Annotated in this window: 10 protein-coding genes; 9 read left to right on the forward strand and 1 reads right to left on the reverse strand. The window is 50.9% G+C overall.

All coding sequences use genetic code 11. The features are described from left to right. Positions 1-3 precede the first annotated feature (3 nt). Positions 4-2,250: a ligand-binding sensor domain-containing protein gene (locus tag EHT25_RS07375; RefSeq protein ID WP_124872803.1), complete on the reverse strand. Its 2,247-nt coding sequence runs from the start codon at positions 2,248-2,250 to the stop codon at positions 4-6. A 259-nt stretch (positions 2,251-2,509) separates the two neighbouring features. Here EHT25_RS07375 and EHT25_RS07380 point away from each other — a divergent pair, with 259 nt between their 5' ends. The 9 genes from EHT25_RS07380 (at position 2,510) to EHT25_RS07420 (ending at position 19,407) form a co-directional block, all read left to right on the forward strand. Beyond that, positions 2,510-3,904, forward strand: a complete 1,395-nt coding sequence (locus EHT25_RS07380) for a purple acid phosphatase family protein (protein ID WP_124872805.1) — start codon at positions 2,510-2,512, stop codon at positions 3,902-3,904. Positions 3,905-4,085: 181 nt separating this feature from the next. Continuing rightward, on the forward strand, positions 4,086-4,625 hold the full coding sequence (locus tag EHT25_RS07385; RefSeq protein ID WP_124872807.1) for an RNA polymerase sigma factor: 540 nt from the start codon (positions 4,086-4,088) through the stop codon (positions 4,623-4,625). Positions 4,626-4,806: 181 nt separating this feature from the next. Then, complete coding sequence (locus EHT25_RS07390) at positions 4,807-5,847, forward strand: FecR family protein (RefSeq protein WP_124872809.1); 1,041 nt, start codon at positions 4,807-4,809, stop codon at positions 5,845-5,847. Positions 5,848-6,000: 153 nt separating this feature from the next. Then, complete coding sequence (locus EHT25_RS07395) at positions 6,001-9,651, forward strand: SusC/RagA family TonB-linked outer membrane protein (protein ID WP_229311455.1); 3,651 nt, start codon at positions 6,001-6,003, stop codon at positions 9,649-9,651. Positions 9,652-9,672: 21 nt separating this feature from the next. After that, entirely contained in the window at positions 9,673-11,313 is a 1,641-nt protein-coding gene (locus EHT25_RS07400; RefSeq protein ID WP_124872813.1) for a SusD/RagB family nutrient-binding outer membrane lipoprotein, read from the forward strand. A 215-nt stretch (positions 11,314-11,528) separates the two neighbouring features. Continuing rightward, complete coding sequence (locus tag EHT25_RS07405; RefSeq protein ID WP_124872815.1) at positions 11,529-14,939, forward strand: SusC/RagA family TonB-linked outer membrane protein; 3,411 nt, start codon at positions 11,529-11,531, stop codon at positions 14,937-14,939. Between the two features lie 13 nt (positions 14,940-14,952). Then, complete coding sequence (locus EHT25_RS07410; RefSeq protein ID WP_124872817.1) at positions 14,953-16,593, forward strand: SusD/RagB family nutrient-binding outer membrane lipoprotein; 1,641 nt, start codon at positions 14,953-14,955, stop codon at positions 16,591-16,593. Positions 16,594-16,712: 119 nt separating this feature from the next. After that, a complete protein-coding gene (locus EHT25_RS07415) occupies positions 16,713-17,963 on the forward strand; it encodes a hypothetical protein (RefSeq protein ID WP_124872819.1) in 1,251 nt (416 codons plus the stop codon). 67 nt (positions 17,964-18,030) lie between these two features. Continuing rightward, positions 18,031-19,407, forward strand: coding sequence for a PhoPQ-activated pathogenicity-related family protein (locus EHT25_RS07420; protein ID WP_124872821.1), 1,377 nt, complete (start codon positions 18,031-18,033; stop codon positions 19,405-19,407). Positions 19,408-19,410: the final 3 nt, after the last annotated feature.

A 19,410-nucleotide genomic window follows, 5' to 3' on the forward strand; every position in this document is an offset into this window, starting at 1 on the left:
AACTTATTCGATCATTTTCAAATACCGCCCCATCCAGTAGGGCAGCAGCCAGAAAACCGGTTCGCGTTCGATGCCGGGGTCGCCGTTGATGGCTGCCCAGGGGTTTTTGTCCCAGCGCACAACGGTCCGGATGCTGGCGGGCGGCAATTCGTTCACCTGCAATTCATCCAAAACCGGGTCGCGCGAAATTCGGACATCTTCCCGTTTGGTGTGATCAACCGTCCAGTTCACCAGATCGAGCGGGGTATCAACCAGAAAATCCACCGAAGCGGCCAAATCCGTTTTCCGGTTCCGGGCGTAACAGTAAAAGAAATTGACCAGCGGATTTTGGTCATTCCGCCGACGTTCCATCCACCCGTCCATGTGTTTTTCGTAAAATGCAACCAGTTTTGGGTCTTTTTCGCACCGGATCAGAATCGGATAGACGTATGCCTGCAACATGACGTCGAAATAGATAAACCAGGCCGGATTCTGCCGCGCAATCTGCGTCATGTTGTCGAGGTAATGCTCCCGGTCGATGAGTCGACGATATTCTTTCTCGTATTTTCCTGCCCCAGTCACATGGTAAGCCAGTTTCAGAAAGGCCAGCATTTCCATCGAATTCTGGCTGCGGTCGGGCATCCATTCCGGATCGTGATTCAACTGTTCCGGTGACCAAACCGCCCAGCGCGTCGGCTTGCCGTCGACATCCACCAGGTTGTAATTGTGCTTCATCAGGTAATCCACAATCCGGGCAATGTGCTGGCGTACAACGATTTTCTCGGCGGCATCGGCCACCAGTTCGTAATACAGGTAGTAGCCAATCATGTGGCCGCAAAGTTCATCGCTGCTGGTGTCGCCCTTCCAGAGCCACTGGCCGTCTTTCGATTTTCGCCACCGGACTTCGACCGGTTTGAAACGCGGCTCCTTCACCAGTTCATCGGCTTTTTCGCGTTCCGAAAAGGTGCGGTTTCCGTCATGAACCGTCGTCCAGTTGGCCGGAACAATCGTTCGGGCGAAAAAACCGTCGGTATCGGTCACTTCCTGAAGCAATTTCAAAAACCGGAAGGCTTTGGCGGCTTTTTCCTTCGCATCCGGATTCTTGGTGGCTGCGTACCGGAAGCATTCCATGGCCAGGTAATTCCCGGTGTATTCGCCGTCGTTGTCGTCGTCTTCCGGCTGAAAGGTGGCCGTATCGCCGGGCGTCGTGAGTTTGCACTGACCGGCAATCCAGGGAGCCCGAATGTGGCGTTTCATGAGCACATCATAAAAATAATCGTGCTTCTGTGCGAGCGTCATTTTTCGTTTTTTAATGGCACTCACTCCCCTGGGAGTCGCGATCCAGGCATTGCCACCGGCGTCGAACGCAATGTCGTTGACGTGATCGTCCAGCAGCCAGCGACGACTAAACCGCAACGAATGACTGCCGTCGGGGCGATACCGTACGAGGCCCACCTCCGAGCCAATCCACATCGAACTGTCGGGCGATTGTTTGACGCATGTGACGAAATTTGACGGGATACCGTTTTCCGGTCGGAACGTTTTTTCTTTTTTACGCTGATGCAAAACCGTTACCCCACCCAATCCTCCAACCCACAACTTTTGCTCGGCGTCGAGTGCGATTCCTTTCACATAAGCACTGACCAGGTGATCGGTTTTGTAAAAATGTTCGGTTGAATCCGGCTGGCTGTGGTACAAGCCCACATCCGTTGCTACCCATATACCCCCTTTTTGATCCGAAACTACGTCGCGGATGGAACGGGCGATGGGGTAGTTTTTAGCCTGCCAGCCCGAAGCCGTATGGAGCCAGCTCCCATTGGGTCCGAGGGCATAAACGCCCTCCTGGGTCGCGCAAAGGGCCGAAATGGGCGCAACCGGCCCGGTCATGCGTTCCAGTTTATCCTTTTTAACCCGGTAAACATCGTTCCAGGTCCCCAGCCAGACCGCCGAATCCTGGTCGACCTCAACGGCGAAAGCCGGACCTTTGTCGGCTTCGGCCATAATGCTCTCCCACTTGCGCTGACCGGTTTTTTTCCGGAAAACGCCCGAAGCCGTAGCCGCCCAAACCGTCCCTTGCGGATCAATGGCGACGCTCCGAACCTGGTTTTCGTCCGGATCTGAGCTGATCGGGTGGGCTTCGTGGTACTCCTGCCAGAACGGTGCATCCTGATAAACCGCATCTTCTTCCACCTTCGAATCGGGTCGACACGATCCGATCAGGCCCAAAAGCAGCCAAACAGCAATACCGTAAACGGTTCGGTTCTGGTTCATGGAAATCGGGGAACGCATTCTGAAGTTTAGTCAGACCGGAGAAGAAGCGAATCGATCAATTAGCTAACAATCAATGGAGTACTCTTCCTTCTTTTCTCTTTGGTCTGAATGTCTTTTTTAGTATACTCAGCAAGCCGGATTCCGGGCTATCGGGGCACAGCGGCAAATTTCAGGTTTCCGGAAAACCAAAAGTTTAACATACCGGTAATAGTCCTTTTGGCAATTTTGGCCGTATATCCAGTGGTAAAATAGAGTCTATATGAAATTCCCCTTGTCAATTGCCTTTCCTTCCAGTCTGTTATTCCTGAGTTTCCTCACGTTCAATCCCGCGTGCGGGCAAGATCACAAGCCCTACCTGCCAACGGCTTATCCGGACCGGTTGACATTGGGCTGGCAGGAAAACCCGGCTACGTCGCAGGCCGTAAACTGGCGCACCGACTCGACCGTCACGCATGCTGTCGGCTCCATCGCCGAAGCAGACCCCTCGCCGGAGGTTGCTTCAAAAGCCACCACGGTTCCGGCGACGACGCAATCGGTCAAGCTCGACGGCTCGACGAAACTCTACCACACGGTTCATTTCAAAAACCTGAAACCGGCGACGAAGTACAACTACCGCGTGGGGAACGGAAAAGAATGGACCGAATGGTTTCAGTTTACTACCGCCAGCGATGGTCCGGCACCATTCTCCTTCATTTATTTTGGTGATGCGCAAAACGACATTCGTTCGCTCTGGTCGCGAGCCATTCGGGGGGCCTATTCAACGATGCCCAAAACCGCTCTGATGGTTCACGCAGGCGATCTGATCACGACCTCCAACGCAGACTGGCAATGGGGCGAATGGTTCGAAGCCGGGGGCTGGATCAACGGCATGGTGCCCACGCTGGCGACGCCCGGCAATCACGAATATTTCAAGGATGACGACGAACAACGGAAGGTTTCGCGACACTGGCGTCCGTCGTTTGTCCTGCCCGAAAACGGTCCGGAAAAATTGAAGGAAACCGCTTATTACCTCGACTACCAGGGCACCCGGTTTATCATGCTGGATTCGCAGGCGGCTCTGCTCGATTCGACGGTCTTGGATCAACAGGCCGACTGGCTCGTGAAAATCTTGACGAATAACCCCAATCGTTGGACCATCGTGACGCACCATCACCCGATTTATTCAACCAAAAGCGGACGGGATAACGAAGAATGGCGGTCCAAAATGGAACCTATTTACAAGAAATTCGGCGTCGACCTGGTTTTGCAGGGACACGACCACACGTACGGACGCGGCTTGAACATGCCGTTGGGCAAAAGCCGCAAATACCCCGACGGCCCGGTTTACGTGGTGTCGGTCAGCGGGCCGAAAATGTACGACATCGGTCTCCAGGACTGGATGGATCGGGCGGGTTCGAATACGCAGTTGTACCAGATCATTTCCATCGATGGCGTCAAGCTTTCTTACCAGTCGTATACCGTAACCGGCGAGGTCTACGACTCCTTTGAACTGACTCAGAATGCCAAAGGTCAGAACCAGTTGACCGACCGATCGCCCGCGCTGAAGCCCGAGCGGCTGGATTTACCAACGGAATATCAGAAACGATTCAAACCCGAACAGCTTGAAGAATACAATCGTAAATACAAAGAATATAAAGCACGGAAAAGCCAATAAAATCACCCAATAAGCACATTTCGCAAATTGAGGATAGATTTACGCATTTTGCGACGCTTTTTTGAAAAATTTTGACCAATTTTAGCTTAACAACAGCCCAACAGCTGCTTGGTCAATACTCAAGAGGAATACTTATACCCAACCGCCCGTAATTTTAACTGATTCCTAATCACCCACGACAATGGATTGTCTAAATGAACGTATTCTCCGCAGAGTGATCCAGGGCGATCAGGCTGCCTTCGCGGAGTTATATAAGTACTACCGGACACCGGCCCTTAAATTTGGCATTACCCTGCTTAAAGACGAGGAAGAAGCTGAGAACATGATCCACGAAGTATTCATCAAAATCTGGGATCGGCGCTCACAAATTAATCCTACCCTCAATTTTACCTCGTACCTGTTTACCTGTTTGCGCAACATGGCGTTTGATCATCTGAAGAAGGTGGAGAAGAATAACCAGCTCAAACTGCAGTACCTGGAGAAAATGACGGCTGCCCGCGATGAGGAGGTCGAAGACAAAGAAATGAAATTCCAGTTGCTGTATACAGCCGTTAATTTATTGTCGGAGAAACGGAAGCAAATTCTGTTCCTGAACATCGAGGAAGGCAAATCGTATCAGGAAATCGCCGAGATGCTGATGATATCTAAAAATACCGTCAAGAACCAGTTAGTGAAAGCCAAGCAGTTTCTACGTGAAAAGGTAGATTTGGCCGCTTTATAGTTGCTGTATAACCCTCCCCTGATTTCGTTTCCAATGAGCCGTTCGGACCTGAGTTTGAGCGGCTTTTGCTTTTGATCGAAAAATAGAAGACCCGTAGTTTTCATCAAAAAAAGTTCGCTTAGCAATAGTCTTTTACGTGAGCGTCACAGTATTATAGGCAACTTACCAAACTACCAATAGAATGGTACGGTCCCGCGCCGAATATTTAATAAATAAACTCATCAGCAATTCGCTGACGGAGAAAGAATTGGATGAATTATTGGAAGGGTTAGGAAAAGATGAAATGCAGGAGCAATATTCATCGGTTCTGGAAAAGTATTTCAATGAACTGGTTGAAGAGGATCGAACCAATTATAAACCTGAACTGAACATAAACCGGGACGAAAATGCAGCGTCTGGTCAAACGAATTTTGCGACCCGGCCAACTCATCGATTCTATGCTGATTTTCGGTTACTGGCGGCATTGATTGCGCTGCTGTTTAGCATCGGAACGCTCTTTTATTTCAAGTCAAAAAAAGCTCCGCTTGAACGGGCCACGGCAAGTGAGAACGTTCAAATTGCCCGGACGGCCCAACCGCATACCAACGAAGAAAACGTACCGCGGGGGAAACGTAAAAGTGTTCGATTGAGCGACGGAAGTTTAATCAAGCTGAATTCTGATACCAAACTCCGTTTTCCAAAAACCTTCGATCAGGCCGTACGGACGGTTGCACTCGAGGGCGAAGCCTTTTTTAACATTGAACGGGATGAGTCAAAACCGTTCGTTATTTCGGTCGGTGACCTGCGGGTAAAAGTGCTTGGAACTTCTTTTAACGTCAAGAATTATGGCGATGAAAATGAGGTCGAAATAACCGTTCGTACGGGGAAAGTCAGCGTGAAATTAAACGCTCAGCATTCCAGTCCGATTATTCTTATAAAAGATCAAAAATTAATCTATAATAAATCCACCGAAGCCTTCCGAATAACGGATGTAAATGCAGCACAGGAAGGCAATTGGGTGGACGGTTCGCTTCAGTTTAAAAATACGCCCATGGAAAGCGTCGAACGAACGATTGAAAAATGGTACGACGTCGATATAATTATTGAGAACAAAGCGCTTTACAACACTTCATTTACCGGTGTTCACCTGAATGAGAGTCTCGAATCCATGCTGGAGTCCATCACCTATGCCATTGATGCTCACTACCAAATAAATGGAAAAACCGTTGTGATCAGGAATTAACAATATCTTAAAAAGAGAAAAGATGAATATGAACGAAAACACCTCTTAATTTGACTTACGAGTAGCGTAAGGGATTAAATTAAATCCAGTTTATCTACAGATAATTACTACCTAATCAATACTTCTATGAACTCGAACTCTATTATTTCACGAATGCTAAGGCATTTGTTTACAGTAGCGTTGCTGACGGGAATATGTTTCTCAGCAGCATGGGCCGATCGACCCGAAATCGATCTGGAAAACGTTAAAATTACCCTGGTCCGGGAGGAAGGATCCATCAGCAAAATCATCGAAAAAATTACGAAAGCTACCGGGTATGTTTTCCTGTACGAAGACAACCTGAAAGGTGATCTTGAAAAACGTGTTAAAATCGAGAATGGCACAAATTTACAAACCATTTTAGCCAGCATTTCACAACAATCGTCGCTGGAATTCAAGGCGGTAAGCAAGAATATCATTATCCGGAAGAAAACCGGTGCAGCCGAACCAAACGATGCGAAACAAACCCGTAAAATCAGTGGTCGCGTAACGTCCAGCAAGGACGGCGCCGGTTTGCCGGGGGTTAACATCGTCCTGAAAGGTACGCAGACCGGTTCGAACACCGACGGAAATGGCCGGTACACCATCGACATCAGCGGGAACAATCCGACGCTGGTGTTTTCGTATATCGGTTTCGTGAGCCAGGAAATCGCCGTGGGAAACCGCAACACCGTTGATCTGGCGATGGAAGAAAGTGCCGAAACGTTGCAGGAAGCCGTCGTAACCGCCCTCGGTATCAAACGCGAGAAACGCTCGCTGGGTTACGCGGTGGGTGAAGTAGAAGGAAAAGAAGTAAGCCGGATCGCACCGGAAAACGTCCTGACCTCGATGGCCGGTAAAGTAGCCGGGGTGACGATCAGCCAGACGGGCGGAACCGGTTCGTCGGTGAGTATGATTATTCGCGGTGCCAAATCGTTGAGCAACGACAACCAGCCGTTGTTTGTGGTCGACGGTGTGCCCATCGCCAACACCCTCAACAATGTCAGCCAGAGCGGTAATGACAACCGCGTCGATTACGGGAACGCCATTTCCAGTATCAACCCGGACGACGTAGAAAGCGTTTCGATTCTGAAAGGACCCAGTGCAGCCGCTTTGTATGGTTCACGCGCCGGAAACGGCGTTGTGTTGATCACGACCAAAAGTGGTAGCTCAGCGAAAAAGATGACGGTCAATATTACCTCCAATACGGTTTTTGACCGGCCCTACAAATTCCTGGATATGCACTCGAAATTCGCAACCGGAATTTTGCCGTTCACTCCTACCAACAACCCGTATCCGGGTGGAATCCTGATGATCGACGAAGCATCGGCGGGTGGTGTTGGTCCGGAGCTGGACAAAGGTTACAAAGCCATTCAGTGGAACAGCCCGAAAGACGCCAGTGGCAAATCCATTCCGACGGATTTGGTATCACACCCGAACAACATCCGGGATTTTGTCAGAACCGGCATTACGACCACCAATGGCGTGTCGATCTCGAACAGCAATGACCTAGTGACCTACCGTTTATCGTACTCGAACATGACCAACCGGGGAATTATCCCGAACTCGGATCTGTTCCGGAATACCCTGAACCTGAGCTCATCGGTGAAGTTGAGCAACAAACTGCGGGTAAGCACGAATCTGGACTTTAGCCGCAACAACTCCAACAACCGGCCCGCCAGCGAACGCGGAACCAACCCGCTGCAATGGGCGTATGCGGTTTCTCCCCACATCGACATCAATGAACTGAAAGACTACTGGGTACCGGGTAAAGAAGGCCTGCAACAAAAATCACAGGCCATCGGAAACTACAACAACCCGTACTTCCTGGCCAATGAAGTGAACAACGCCTTTACGCGCGACCGTCTTTTTGGAAACGTGAAAGCCGACTGGCAGATTACCAAAGACCTGAACCTGATGCTCCGGTATGCACTGGATACGTATCAGGAAAGCCGGACCACCACCATGGCCAACAGCTACACCGGTGAACCACGCGGTTATTACGGCATCCGGAATCTGGGACGCTACGAACGGAACGCGGACTTCCTGTTGACGTACAAAAAAGACATTAAAGATTTCAGTCTTTCCGTTTCAGGTGGTGGAAACTTGCGGTATCAGAAATATACCGATGTAAATAACGCCAGTAAGAACGGAACCGGTCTGGTTATTCCGGGTCTGTTTACCCTGCAGAACATCGCAACGGCTAACATCCTGTACGAAAGCAGCTGGAACCAAAAAGGGGTAAATAGTTTGTATGCCCTGACGACAGTCGGTTACAAGGACATGATTTTCCTCGATGCCTCCGTTCGGAATGACTGGTCGAGTACCCTGCCGGTAGCCAACCGTTCCTACTTCTACCCTGCCGCTTCGCTGAGCTTCCTGATCAACGAAATGATTCCGATGTCTAACAACGTCAACATGTTGAAAATCAGAGGAAACGTTGCAAAATCAGGTAACGATACAGGTCCATACAGTTTGATCAATACGTTGGGAAGTTACGAATCCTGGGAAGGCTTGACCCGTCTGACCAAATCCGGCTCGATTCTGTTGCCGGATTTGAAACCGGAGATCGCGACTTCGTACGAAGTCGGTGCCGATCTGACCATGTTCCGCAACCGTTTGCGGGTTTCCGGTTCGTATTATGTGATGGAAAACCGCAACCAGATCATCCCGACCAAACTGCCGCCTTCTTCGGGTTTTACCTCTAAAAACATCAATGCCGGTTTGCTCGTCAGCAAAGGCTTTGAATTCAACGTCGGTGGAACACCGTTTGAGAAAAACGGCTGGAGAGTCGATCTGAACGCCAATATCAGCCGGAACGTCACGACGATCAAAGAACTGACGCCAGGTCTGGATTTCTACACCTTGTGGACGGATGCCAAAGGGGGTGCGTGGACGTACGTAGGCGAAAAAATTGGAGATATCTATGACTCGCAGATTGTTACGGTAACCGACCAGAATTCACCATATTTCGGTTATCCGATTCTGGACCAGGACGGCTCCTGGCAGAGCGTGAGTGCCAGTAACTCCAGAAACAAGATCGGTAACTTTAACCCGAATTTCATTCTCGGTTTACAATCGTCCATTTCGTATAAAAACTTCCATTTGAACATGACGTTCGACTGGCGGAATGGCGGTGATTTTGTTTCGCAGACTTACCGCTACAGCGAGTCGGATTTGAAATCGCAACGCTTCCTGGATCAACTGATCAACCCGAACGGTTTGACGGGCGATGCGCTGGCGAACATGCTGAAATCGGATCCGGACAAATACATCAAAATTACGGGTAACCACTTTCCGATCGTGGGTGGCCCAACGGCCGCCTACGGTGGCTTCCCCTTCGAATACGGTGGAAATACGTACGCGTACGGGGTGTTTAACCCCGGTGTGATTGCAACTTACGATGCCGAAGGCAAGGTGACCGGTTACAAGGAAAACCTGGGCGGAACGGGAACGAAAATCATCCCCTACGGCGACAACTATCCCTGGGATTTCACCCGTGCGGCCCTTTTCGATGCCTCGTTTATCAAGCTGAGAGAAGTATCACTGTCGTATGATCTGCCCAATACCTTCACCAAGCGAATTGGTATTCAGAACGCGCAGATCGGTGTATACAGCCGGAACATCATCCTGTGGACGGCCGCCAAAATCGGTATCGATCCGGAGATGGCTTTCCAGCCCCAGGCGGGTGCTCAAGCCGGTACGCAGTTCAAACAAGGTATCGAACGTTACAACGTCATGCCGTGGGTGATGCCGGTCGGTTTCAAGCTTAACTTAACTTTTTAAGCCATTATAAACTTCATACCCATGAAGATCTTATCTAAAAAATCCATCGTTTTCGTCGCTCTGTTAACTACCTTCTTTTCCTGTAAGGATTTAACCGAACTGAACGTAAACCCGAACGGTGTTGCGCCCGAAACGGTGAACCCCAACCTGCTGCTGCCGTCGGTGCTGACGGAATCCGGTAAAGCGTTTGTCAACTTAGGTTACATGGACATCGCCGGTGTGATGCAGCACACGCAGAAAGATGCGTGGTCGAGCAGCCACAACGACTATGACTGGACCGACGGACAAAGCTGGAGCGGTTATTACGACATTCTGCGGAACAACCAGTTGCTGTATGACCGGGCGGTTGAGCAGAAACTCGAATTCCATCAGGGGGTTTCGCTGGTCATGAAGTCAATGGTATTCGGATTGATCACGGATCTGTATGGCGATGCGCCGTATACGACTGCCTTAAAAGGCGAATTGGGCGGAGTTGAAAACATTACGCCAGCCTACGATTCGCAGGAAGCCATTTATACGGGTATTATTGCCGACCTGGAAAAAGCGAACACGCTGTTATCAAAAACCAAAGCCGAGTATACCAGCATTGTTGACGAAGCTGACGTGTATTACAAAGGTGATCCGACCAAATGGCGGAAACTGGCGAACTCACTCCTGCTGCGGTATTACATGCGGATTTCGAGCAAGAAAGCCGACGTAGCCAAAGCTGGTATCGAGAAAATTGTGGCGGGTGCGGCTCAATATCCGATCATTTCAGTCGAAACTGAAGACGCAACCATGAGTTTCCCCGGAACGAGCGACGGCACGTCATGGCCCGCCAACTCCGTTTATGACGTCAGTGGCAGCAACTACCGCCGGATCAAAATGAGCGCTCCTTTCGTAAAAGCCTTACAGGCGCTGAAAGATCCCCGTCTGGCGATCTGGGCGAACAAGGTTGAAATTCCGCTGGTTGTTGACGCAACGTTACCGGCAGGTACCGACAAAATCGTTAGCGGAAAGCGGTATTTGTCACCGGATAAAGTGGGAACGACCGTCATCGATACCGATCCGGATTATGTGGGTCTGCCACCGAGTGTTTCGGCGCTGCCGTCGGCTTATAACCTGAACCCAACGCCGGGTCAGACGTCCTACAATCCGCACGTATCGTTCCTGAACGATATCTACAAAGCGGCCAAAGGCCCACTGTTGAAGGCGCGACTGGTTTCGGCCGCTGAAGTTCACTTCATTCTGGCCGAAGCAGCGTTGAAAGGCTGGGCTGCTGGCGATGCCAAAACGCATTACGAAGCCGGAATCAAAGCGTCGCTCAATACCTGGACGGTGGGTAGCGCATACGCTACGTACATCACCAATCCGGGGGTTGCTTTCGACAAAACGATCAAGCAGGTGATCCAGCAAAAATGGATTGCCAGCTGGACAGCCGCTACCGAAGCCTGGTTTGACTACCGCCGGACCGGTTTTCCGGAATTGAAAGCGGGCCCCGCGGCCAAACGGGCGGTTTTGCCGGTTCGTTTCTACTACATGAAAGACGAAATGAACATCAACGCCAAAAACGCGACGGCAGCTGCGGATAAGCTGGAAACCACATCCTACTCACAGGCACAGGGCAAAAACAGCCCCTGGTCGAAACCGTGGCTGATTCAGGGAACCGGCAAGCCGTGGTAAGCTTTACGGTTTTCGGTTTACAGTTGTCGGTTTCCGGTAGCTAATTCATTTAAGCAATCTCGCGTTAGTCTTGCAGGCAACCGTAAACTGAAAACCGCATACCGCATACTAAATGAAGCAATTATCAGAAAAAGGGTGGACGAAATTCCACCCTTTTTGCATTATAATAGTTATATTTCGGCTTCCTATCTTACTATTCAATTCAACCTATTTCTATGAGAAAAACGTTTATTAATTCACTCAAATGGTTGTTTGTCACCACATGGTTGCTGGGGATTTGTCTCTCCCCGGTTTTGGCCCAATCCGGCCGAAAAATCAGTGGTAAGACCAGACTAGGCACGGACAATTCACCCCTTCCGGGCGTCAACGTACTGATCAAAGACACCCAGATCGGAACCACCAGCGACGACAACGGGCGGTTTTCACTCGACGTCAGCGGAACGAACCCCGTGTTGGTATTTTCATACATCGGGTACAAAACCGAGGAAGTTGTTGTCGGGAACCGCAGTACCGTTGATGTTACTCTAACAGAAAGTGCGGAAACCTTGCAGGAAGCCGTCGTAACCGCTCTCGGGATTAAACGCGAAGAACGCTCGCTGGGCTACTCGGTCGGCAAAGTTGATGGCAAAGACCTGACCCGCGTTGTTCAGGAAAACGTATTGAACAGCATGGCCGGGAAAGTGTCCGGTGTCACAATCAACCAAACCGGCGGAACCGGTTCGTCGGTCAGCATGGTGATCCGGGGTGCCAAATCACTCAGTAACGACAACCAGCCGCTGTTCGTGGTCGACGGCGTTCCGCTGGCCAATACGCTCAACAACGTCAGCCAGATTGGAACCGACAACCGCGTGGATTACGGCAACGCCATTTCGGGCCTCAATCCCGACGACATCGAAAGCATTTCGATCCTGAAAGGCCCCAGTGCCGCGGCTTTGTACGGCACCCGCGCCGGAAACGGAGTGGTGCTGATCACGACCAAAAACGGCTCGAAAGTCAAGAAAATGACGGTAACCATTTCGTCCAACACGGTTTTTGACCAACCGTATAAATTTCTGAAATGGCAGACCAGTTTTGGTCCGGGGCAGTATTCGGCCATTCCGGTGTCGGTCAGTAAAAACCCCCTGACCAATCCGTTTGGAAAACTGATTCAGGAGGAAATTGGCGCGACCTACGGCGCGGCTCTGGACAAGGGATACGAGGAAGTGCAGTGGAACAGCCCGCTCGACGCCAACGGGAAACCGATTCCGATGCCGCTGGTGTCGCACAAAAACAACGTCCGGAATTTTGTACAAACCGGTATTACTACCACCAACGGTATTTCAATTGCCAACAGCAACGACCAGATCACCTACCGGCTTTCGTATTCGAACATGCAAAACCGGGGCATTATTCCAAATTCGGACCTGTTCAAAAACACGCTGAATCTGAACACATCGGTGAAACTCAGCAACCAGTTGCGTCTGAGCACGAACCTGGACATCAGCCGGAATAATTCGAACAACCGACCCGCCGGAAACCGGGGTGCGAACCCGTTGCAGGCTGCGTATAACATTTCACCCCACATCGACATCCGGGACCTGCGCGATTACTGGATGCCGGGCCAGGTTGGCCTGCAGCAACGGACGCCGTACAACGGACTGTATAACAACCCCTATTTTCTGGCGAATGAAATCAACAACGGTTTTACCCGCGACCGGCTTTTCGGCAACATCAAAGCCGACTGGCAACTCACGAAGGACCTGAGCTTCATGGGCCGGTATTCACTCGATACGTATTCGGAAGAGCGCGAAACCAGGATCGCCAACAGCTACGTCAACGACCCGCGCGGAGCCTACGGGTTGATCAACATCAAACCCTTTGAAAGCAACATCGATTTTCTGGGTACTTACAAAAAAGAGTTCAATAATTTCGGCGCAACGTTCTCCGTGGGTGGAAATTATCGGTACCAGAAAGGTTCGAATCTCACGACCGCCAGCCGACCCGGAACCGGTCTGATTGTGCCGGGTGTGTTCACGATTCAGAACATTGCCCCGGCCAACCTCGACTTCAACAGTACCCGGTATGAACGGGTTATTTACAGCCTGTATGCGCTGGCCAACCTGAGTTTCAAGGACATGGTTTACCTGGACCTGACCGCCCGAAACGACTGGTCGAGTACGCTTCCGGCTTCCAACCGTTCCTATTTTTACCCCTCGGCTTCGCTGAGTGTGTTGCTGAACGAAATGCTGCCGGTTTCCAACGCCATCAGTATGCTGAAACTCCGGGCCGGGGTTGCGCAGGTGGGGAACGACGCTAATCCGTATGCCCTGCTCAGCACCCTCGAAAACGCCGGAACCTGGGACGGCATTCCGCGCCTGAACGTACCGGGAATCTTGCTGAATTCGAGTCTAAAACCGGAAATTGCCACGTCAAAAGAATTTGGGCTGGACCTGAATCTGTTCCGAAACCGCCTGCGGGCCAGCGCCACGTATTACAATTCGGAAAACCGCAACCAGATTCTGAGCTCGCTTCTCCCACCTTCATCCGGTTTTACGTCCAAGAACATCAACGCCGGTTTGCTGGTCAGCAAAGGATTTGAATTTTCGCTGGGCGGCACCCCGCTCGAAAAAAATGGCTGGCGACTGGATGTGAATGCCAACCTGACGCGCAACCGCACAACCATCAAACGACTGGCCGACGACATTCCCTATTTCACCCTTTGGACCGATGCCAAAGGCGGGGCCTGGACGTATGTAGGCGATGAAATCGGCGATATCTACGATTCCAAAGTCGTGACGGTCGAAGATAAGAATTCGCCCTATTACGGCTATCCGATTCTCGACCAGACCGGGAAATGGCAGGCCATCGATGCCATCAATACGAAGAACAAAATCGGTAATTTCAACCCCCGGTTTATTCTGGGCGCCCAAACGTCGCTTACCTACCGCGGTTTCAGCCTGAACATGACCTTCGACTGGCGGAACGGCGGGGATTTTGTCTCGCAAACCTACCGGTACGGCGAAGAAGACGGGCGTTCGCAGTTATTTCTGGATAAACTGATCAACCCCAACGGCCTGACCGGCGATGCGTTACGTAATTATTTAGTGGCCAATCAGGACAAGATGATCCTGATCAACGGAAACAATTTCCCCCTTGTGGGCGGACCAACCCCTGACTACGGCGGGTATCCGTTCAAATACGGTCCGTATACCTTGCCCCACGGCGGGGTCTTCATTCCGGGCGTGCTGGCAACGGGCTATGATGAAACCGGAAAGCCAACGGGTTACAAAGAGAATTTAGGTGGTCCGGGTACGTTGATCCTGCCTTTTGCGGGGGCTACTTCCTGGGGGTTCTCGCGGGCGGTCATGTTCGATGCGTCGTTCCTGAAACTCCGCGAGGTGTCGTTTGGCTATGAGTTGCCGCAGGGCCTGGTGAAACGTATTGGGCTGCAAAATGCGAACGTTTCGGTGTATAGCCGGAACATTATTCTGTGGACGGCCGCCAAAATCGGCATTGACCCGGAAATGGCTTTTCAGCCCGAAGCGGGGGTGCAGGCATCCGGGATTCAGTTTAAGCAAGGCATTGAACGAAACAATGTCACGCCCTGGGTCATTCCGGTTGGTTTCCGTCTTGGTTTAACATTTTAAGTTACTCGATCCTATGAAAATCGCAGCCATTAAATACATCTCCTTCGTTTGCCTCGTAGCCCTGACGGTTTTTTCCTGCCGGGATTTGACGGAGGTAAACCGAAATCCCAATGGCGTGGAGCCATCCACAGCCCACCCAAACCTGGTGTTATCGACGGTTCTGACCGAAACCGGAAAAGCGTTTGTCAATCTGGGGTACCAGGACATCGCCGGAGTCATGCAGCACACGCAGAAAGACGGCTGGGCCGGTTCACACAATGAATACGACTGGGGCGGTAGCCAGAGCTGGAGCAGCTATTACGACATTCTGCGGAACAACCAGTACGTCTACAACCGCTCGGTCGAGCTGAATTTTGAACTGCACCAGGGCATTGCGCTGGTCATGAAATCGATGGTGTTTGGGCTCATTACCGATCTCTGGGGTGATGCGCCGTACAGCCAGGCGCTCAAGGGCGCGACTGGTGGGGCAGAAAATACCTTTCCGGTTTACGATACGCAGGAAGCCATTTACACCGGTATTCTGGCCGATCTCGAAAAAGCCAATACACTGCTGTCAAAAGCCAAAAGCGCCTATAACAGCACCGCCGAATCGGCCGACGTCTATTACAAAGGTGACCCCGCCAAATGGCGAAAACTGGCCAATTCGCTGGCATTGCGGTATTACATGCGGCTGTCGCTGAAAAAACCGGATGTCGCTAAAGCCGGTATCGAGAAAATCGTCGCCAATGCCGCCCAGTACCCGATCATTACCGCATCGGCCGATGACGCTGCCATGGCGTTTGCCGGTAACAGCAACAGCGATTCGTGGCCTGCCAACGCGACATACGATGTAAGCGAAAGTAATTACCGGCGGCTGAAAATGAGCGATACATTTGTCAAGGCGTTGTTGGCAGTGAGTGATCCCCGTCTGCCCATTTGGGCCAATAAGGTGCAGATCCCGCTGATCGTGGATGCCACACTGCCCGCCGGAACCGACAAGATTGTCGATGGTAAACGCTACCTATCACCTGACAAAGTGGTGGGGAAAGAGGTCAACACGGACCCCAATTACGTCGGTTTGCCCACCGCCATCGTCGGTGGAGCCGCCTACAACCTGAGCCCTACGGCGGAGCAGGCCGCTAAAAATCCGCACGTTTCGTGGCTGAACGACATTTACAAGGCGGCCAAAGGTCCGTTGCTGAAAGCCCGGCTGATGTCGGCATCGGAAGTGAATTTTATCCTGGCCGAAGCCGCGCAGAAAGGCTGGGCCGCGGGCGACGCCAAAGCCCGTTACGAAGCCGCCATCAAGGCATCGCTGGAAACCTGGGGTGTTTCCGGTTCTTATGCGACATACATCGCCCAGAAAGGCGTTGCCTACAACGGAACGCAGCAGCAAATCGTTGAACAAAAGTGGATGGCGAGCTGGACAGCTGCCACCGAAGCCTGGTTCGACTACCGCCGGACCGGTTTCCCGGTTTTGAAAACCGGCCCCAATTCGAAGCGGAAAGTACTGCCCGTCCGATTTTTTTACATGCTCGACGAACGCAACCTGAATAAAGCCAATTCCGATGCCGCCCTGGGCCGCCTGGAACTGACGCCCAATTCAGAAGCTGATGGCAAAAACAGCCCCTGGTCGAAACCGTGGGTGTTGCAGGGAACCGGGAAACCGTGGTGATAGCCTGAATGGGAGAGAAAAGAGTATAGACAAGAGAGAAAAGATACGAACACCCTTGAGGATTGCTATTTGTTCTCTACTCTCTTGTCTATACTCTCTTGTCTTGTAGAAATACCTCCATGAAAAAGGCCCTTTTCGTTGGTTTTGTTTTAACATTGTTTACGTATTGCGTTCACGCCCAGCAATTTCGGGCCGGAGCAGCACTTCGGGTTATTACCCCAAATCCACTACTACCCATTTCGGGCGGTATTGGAACTCCTAAAAAAGCCACGGAGAAAAAAGGCGATCTTTTCGTTCGGGCGTTCGTGCTGGAAAAGGGAGCAAACCGGGTGGCGATTGTCAGTGTTGATAACCTGGGCTGGCCATCAGTTTTGGGAAACAAATCGCGGGCATTGATCAAAAGCATTCCACCCGGCAATGTGTTGATTGGCGCCACACATACCCACAGCGGACCGGATGCGTACGGTTTTCCGGACCAGTCGGGAAAAGCCCTGGCCGATTTGCCGTACCTCGATCAATGCGTTAAAAAAATTGCCGAAGCGGTGGAAGAGGCCGTAGCTAAACTGCAACCAGCGACGCTGAAAATTGCAGTTGGCGAAGCCAAAGGGAAGATTGCTTTTAACTACTACGCCGACGAATTATACGACCCACGCTGTGGGGTCATTCAGGCCCTTTCGGCAACCGGAAAACCAATTGTTACGTTGGTCAATTACGCCATTCATCCCGAAGTCATCGGCTCGGGTCGGGGCATTCTAAGCCCGGATTTGTGCGGTCCGCTCTACGATAAAATCGAGTCAAAAACCGGTGGCATGGCTATTTTCATGAACGGAGCGCAGGGCGGTATGGTAACGGCGGACGTCCGGCGCGAAGGCGGCACCGAAGCTAACACCTGGGAAGAATGCATCCGGATTGGCGAACTGCTGGGCGAGGAAGCCCTGCGGATTGTTGGCCCGGCAAAGGTACTGGAAAACCCGTCGCTCTACTGCACGAGTCGGTCCATCGAGTTCCCAATCGAGTCGGACATGATGAAGTACATTCTCAAAAACTCGCCCCTGGGTTACAAGCTGAACAGTTCCGACAAAGTGACTGCCCAATTGAACCTGCTGAACATCGGTCCGGCGCAAATCCTGAGCATTCCGGGCGAAGCATTACCCAACATCGGTTTTTACGTCAAACGCCACATGAATACGAAATTTCCGTTTCTGTTCGGACTAACCAACGATGCGTTCGGCTACATGCTGACCAAAGTCGACTTCAACAGTTTCAAACGGTACGATTACATCAGCCGAACCAGTTTAGGCGAAATGACCGGTGAAATTTACATGGAACAGGCTTTAAAAATGGTAGCAGAAAGTCCAAAACCAGAATAATAACCAGTGAATACATTCATCAAAACCCTAAAAATTATCCCCTAACAACTAAAGACTAAAAACCACCATGAAACGATTCGTAACTCCATTTATTTTTTTGTTAACCCTGACCTTTCTGTCGTTCGATTCACCCAAAAAGAAAGCCATAACTCCCGAAACGGCACTCCAGAGTTACCTGAATAACGACGACAAATCCTACAAATGGGAATTGAAGGATTCCTTCGATATGGGTGATGTAAAAGCTTATAATTTGCTGCTGACGTCGCAGAAATGGCGGGAATTTACCTGGCGTCATCAATTGACGGTTCTGGTTCCGAAAGAGAACAAGTACGACGGTGCGCTGCTGTTCATTACCGGTGGTTCCAACAAAGCCGAACAGCCAAACTGGAACGACAAAGGCAAAGATGACAAGGTGATTCAGGGGCTGGCTGGAATTGCCCTTAAAAACAAAGCGATCGTTACCTTGCTGCGCCAGACGCCCAATCAGCCGTTTTTTAATAACCTGACGGAAGATGCGCTGATTTCGTATACGCTTCATAATTTCAAAAAAGACGGTGATTATACCTGGCCGCTGCTGTTTCCGATGGTGAAAAGTGCCGTCAAAGCGATGGATGCGGTGCAGGAATTTTCGAAGCAGACACTGAAACACGACATCACCCGGTTTGTGGTTTCGGGGGCTTCGAAACGTGGCTGGACCACCTGGTTAACCGGTGCAAATGACAAACGCGTAACGGCCATTGCGCCGATGGTTATCGATATTTTAAACATGCCGGTTAGTCTCGATTACCAGGTAAAAGTGTGGAAAGAGTACAGCGTTCAGATCGAAGATTATGTCAAATTGGGTATTCCGCAGGCGGCCCGTACTGAAAGTGGAAATGCGATCAATACGATGGTCGATCCGTATTCGTACCGCAAGAATTTAACGATGCCCAAAATGATTATTATGGGTACCAACGATGAATATTGGGTGGTGGATAATATCAAAAATTATTACGACGATATTCCGGGCGATAATATGATTCACTACGTACCCAATGCGGGGCATAGCCTGGGCGATGGTAAGTCGGCATTCGAAGGATTAGGCGCATTCTTTGGGATGACAATGGCGAAAAAGTCGTACCCGATCTGCAAATGGAATGCAACCAGCACGAAAAAAGGCGTCGATGTTGCGATCAAGACCACCTCGGATGCGCTGGTTGATGTGATCGTTTGGTCGGCCAATTCAACCGATACGGATTTTCGGAACGAAACCTGGACCAGCAAAAGCCTGGGAATCAAAAACAAAGCAAAAGTGGACGTTTCAGAAGCTTTCCCGGCTTCTGGCTATCACGCATTTTATGTTGACCTGAAATATGCCGATCCGAACGGTGGAACCTACACCGAAAGCACCCGGATGTTCGTGTCCGACAATGACGAAGTATTTTTGAAACCGAGTTCGATTTAAAAA

The organism is Larkinella rosea (assembly GCF_003858635.1).
Classification (GTDB): Bacteria; Bacteroidota; Bacteroidia; order Cytophagales; family Spirosomataceae; genus Larkinella; species Larkinella rosea.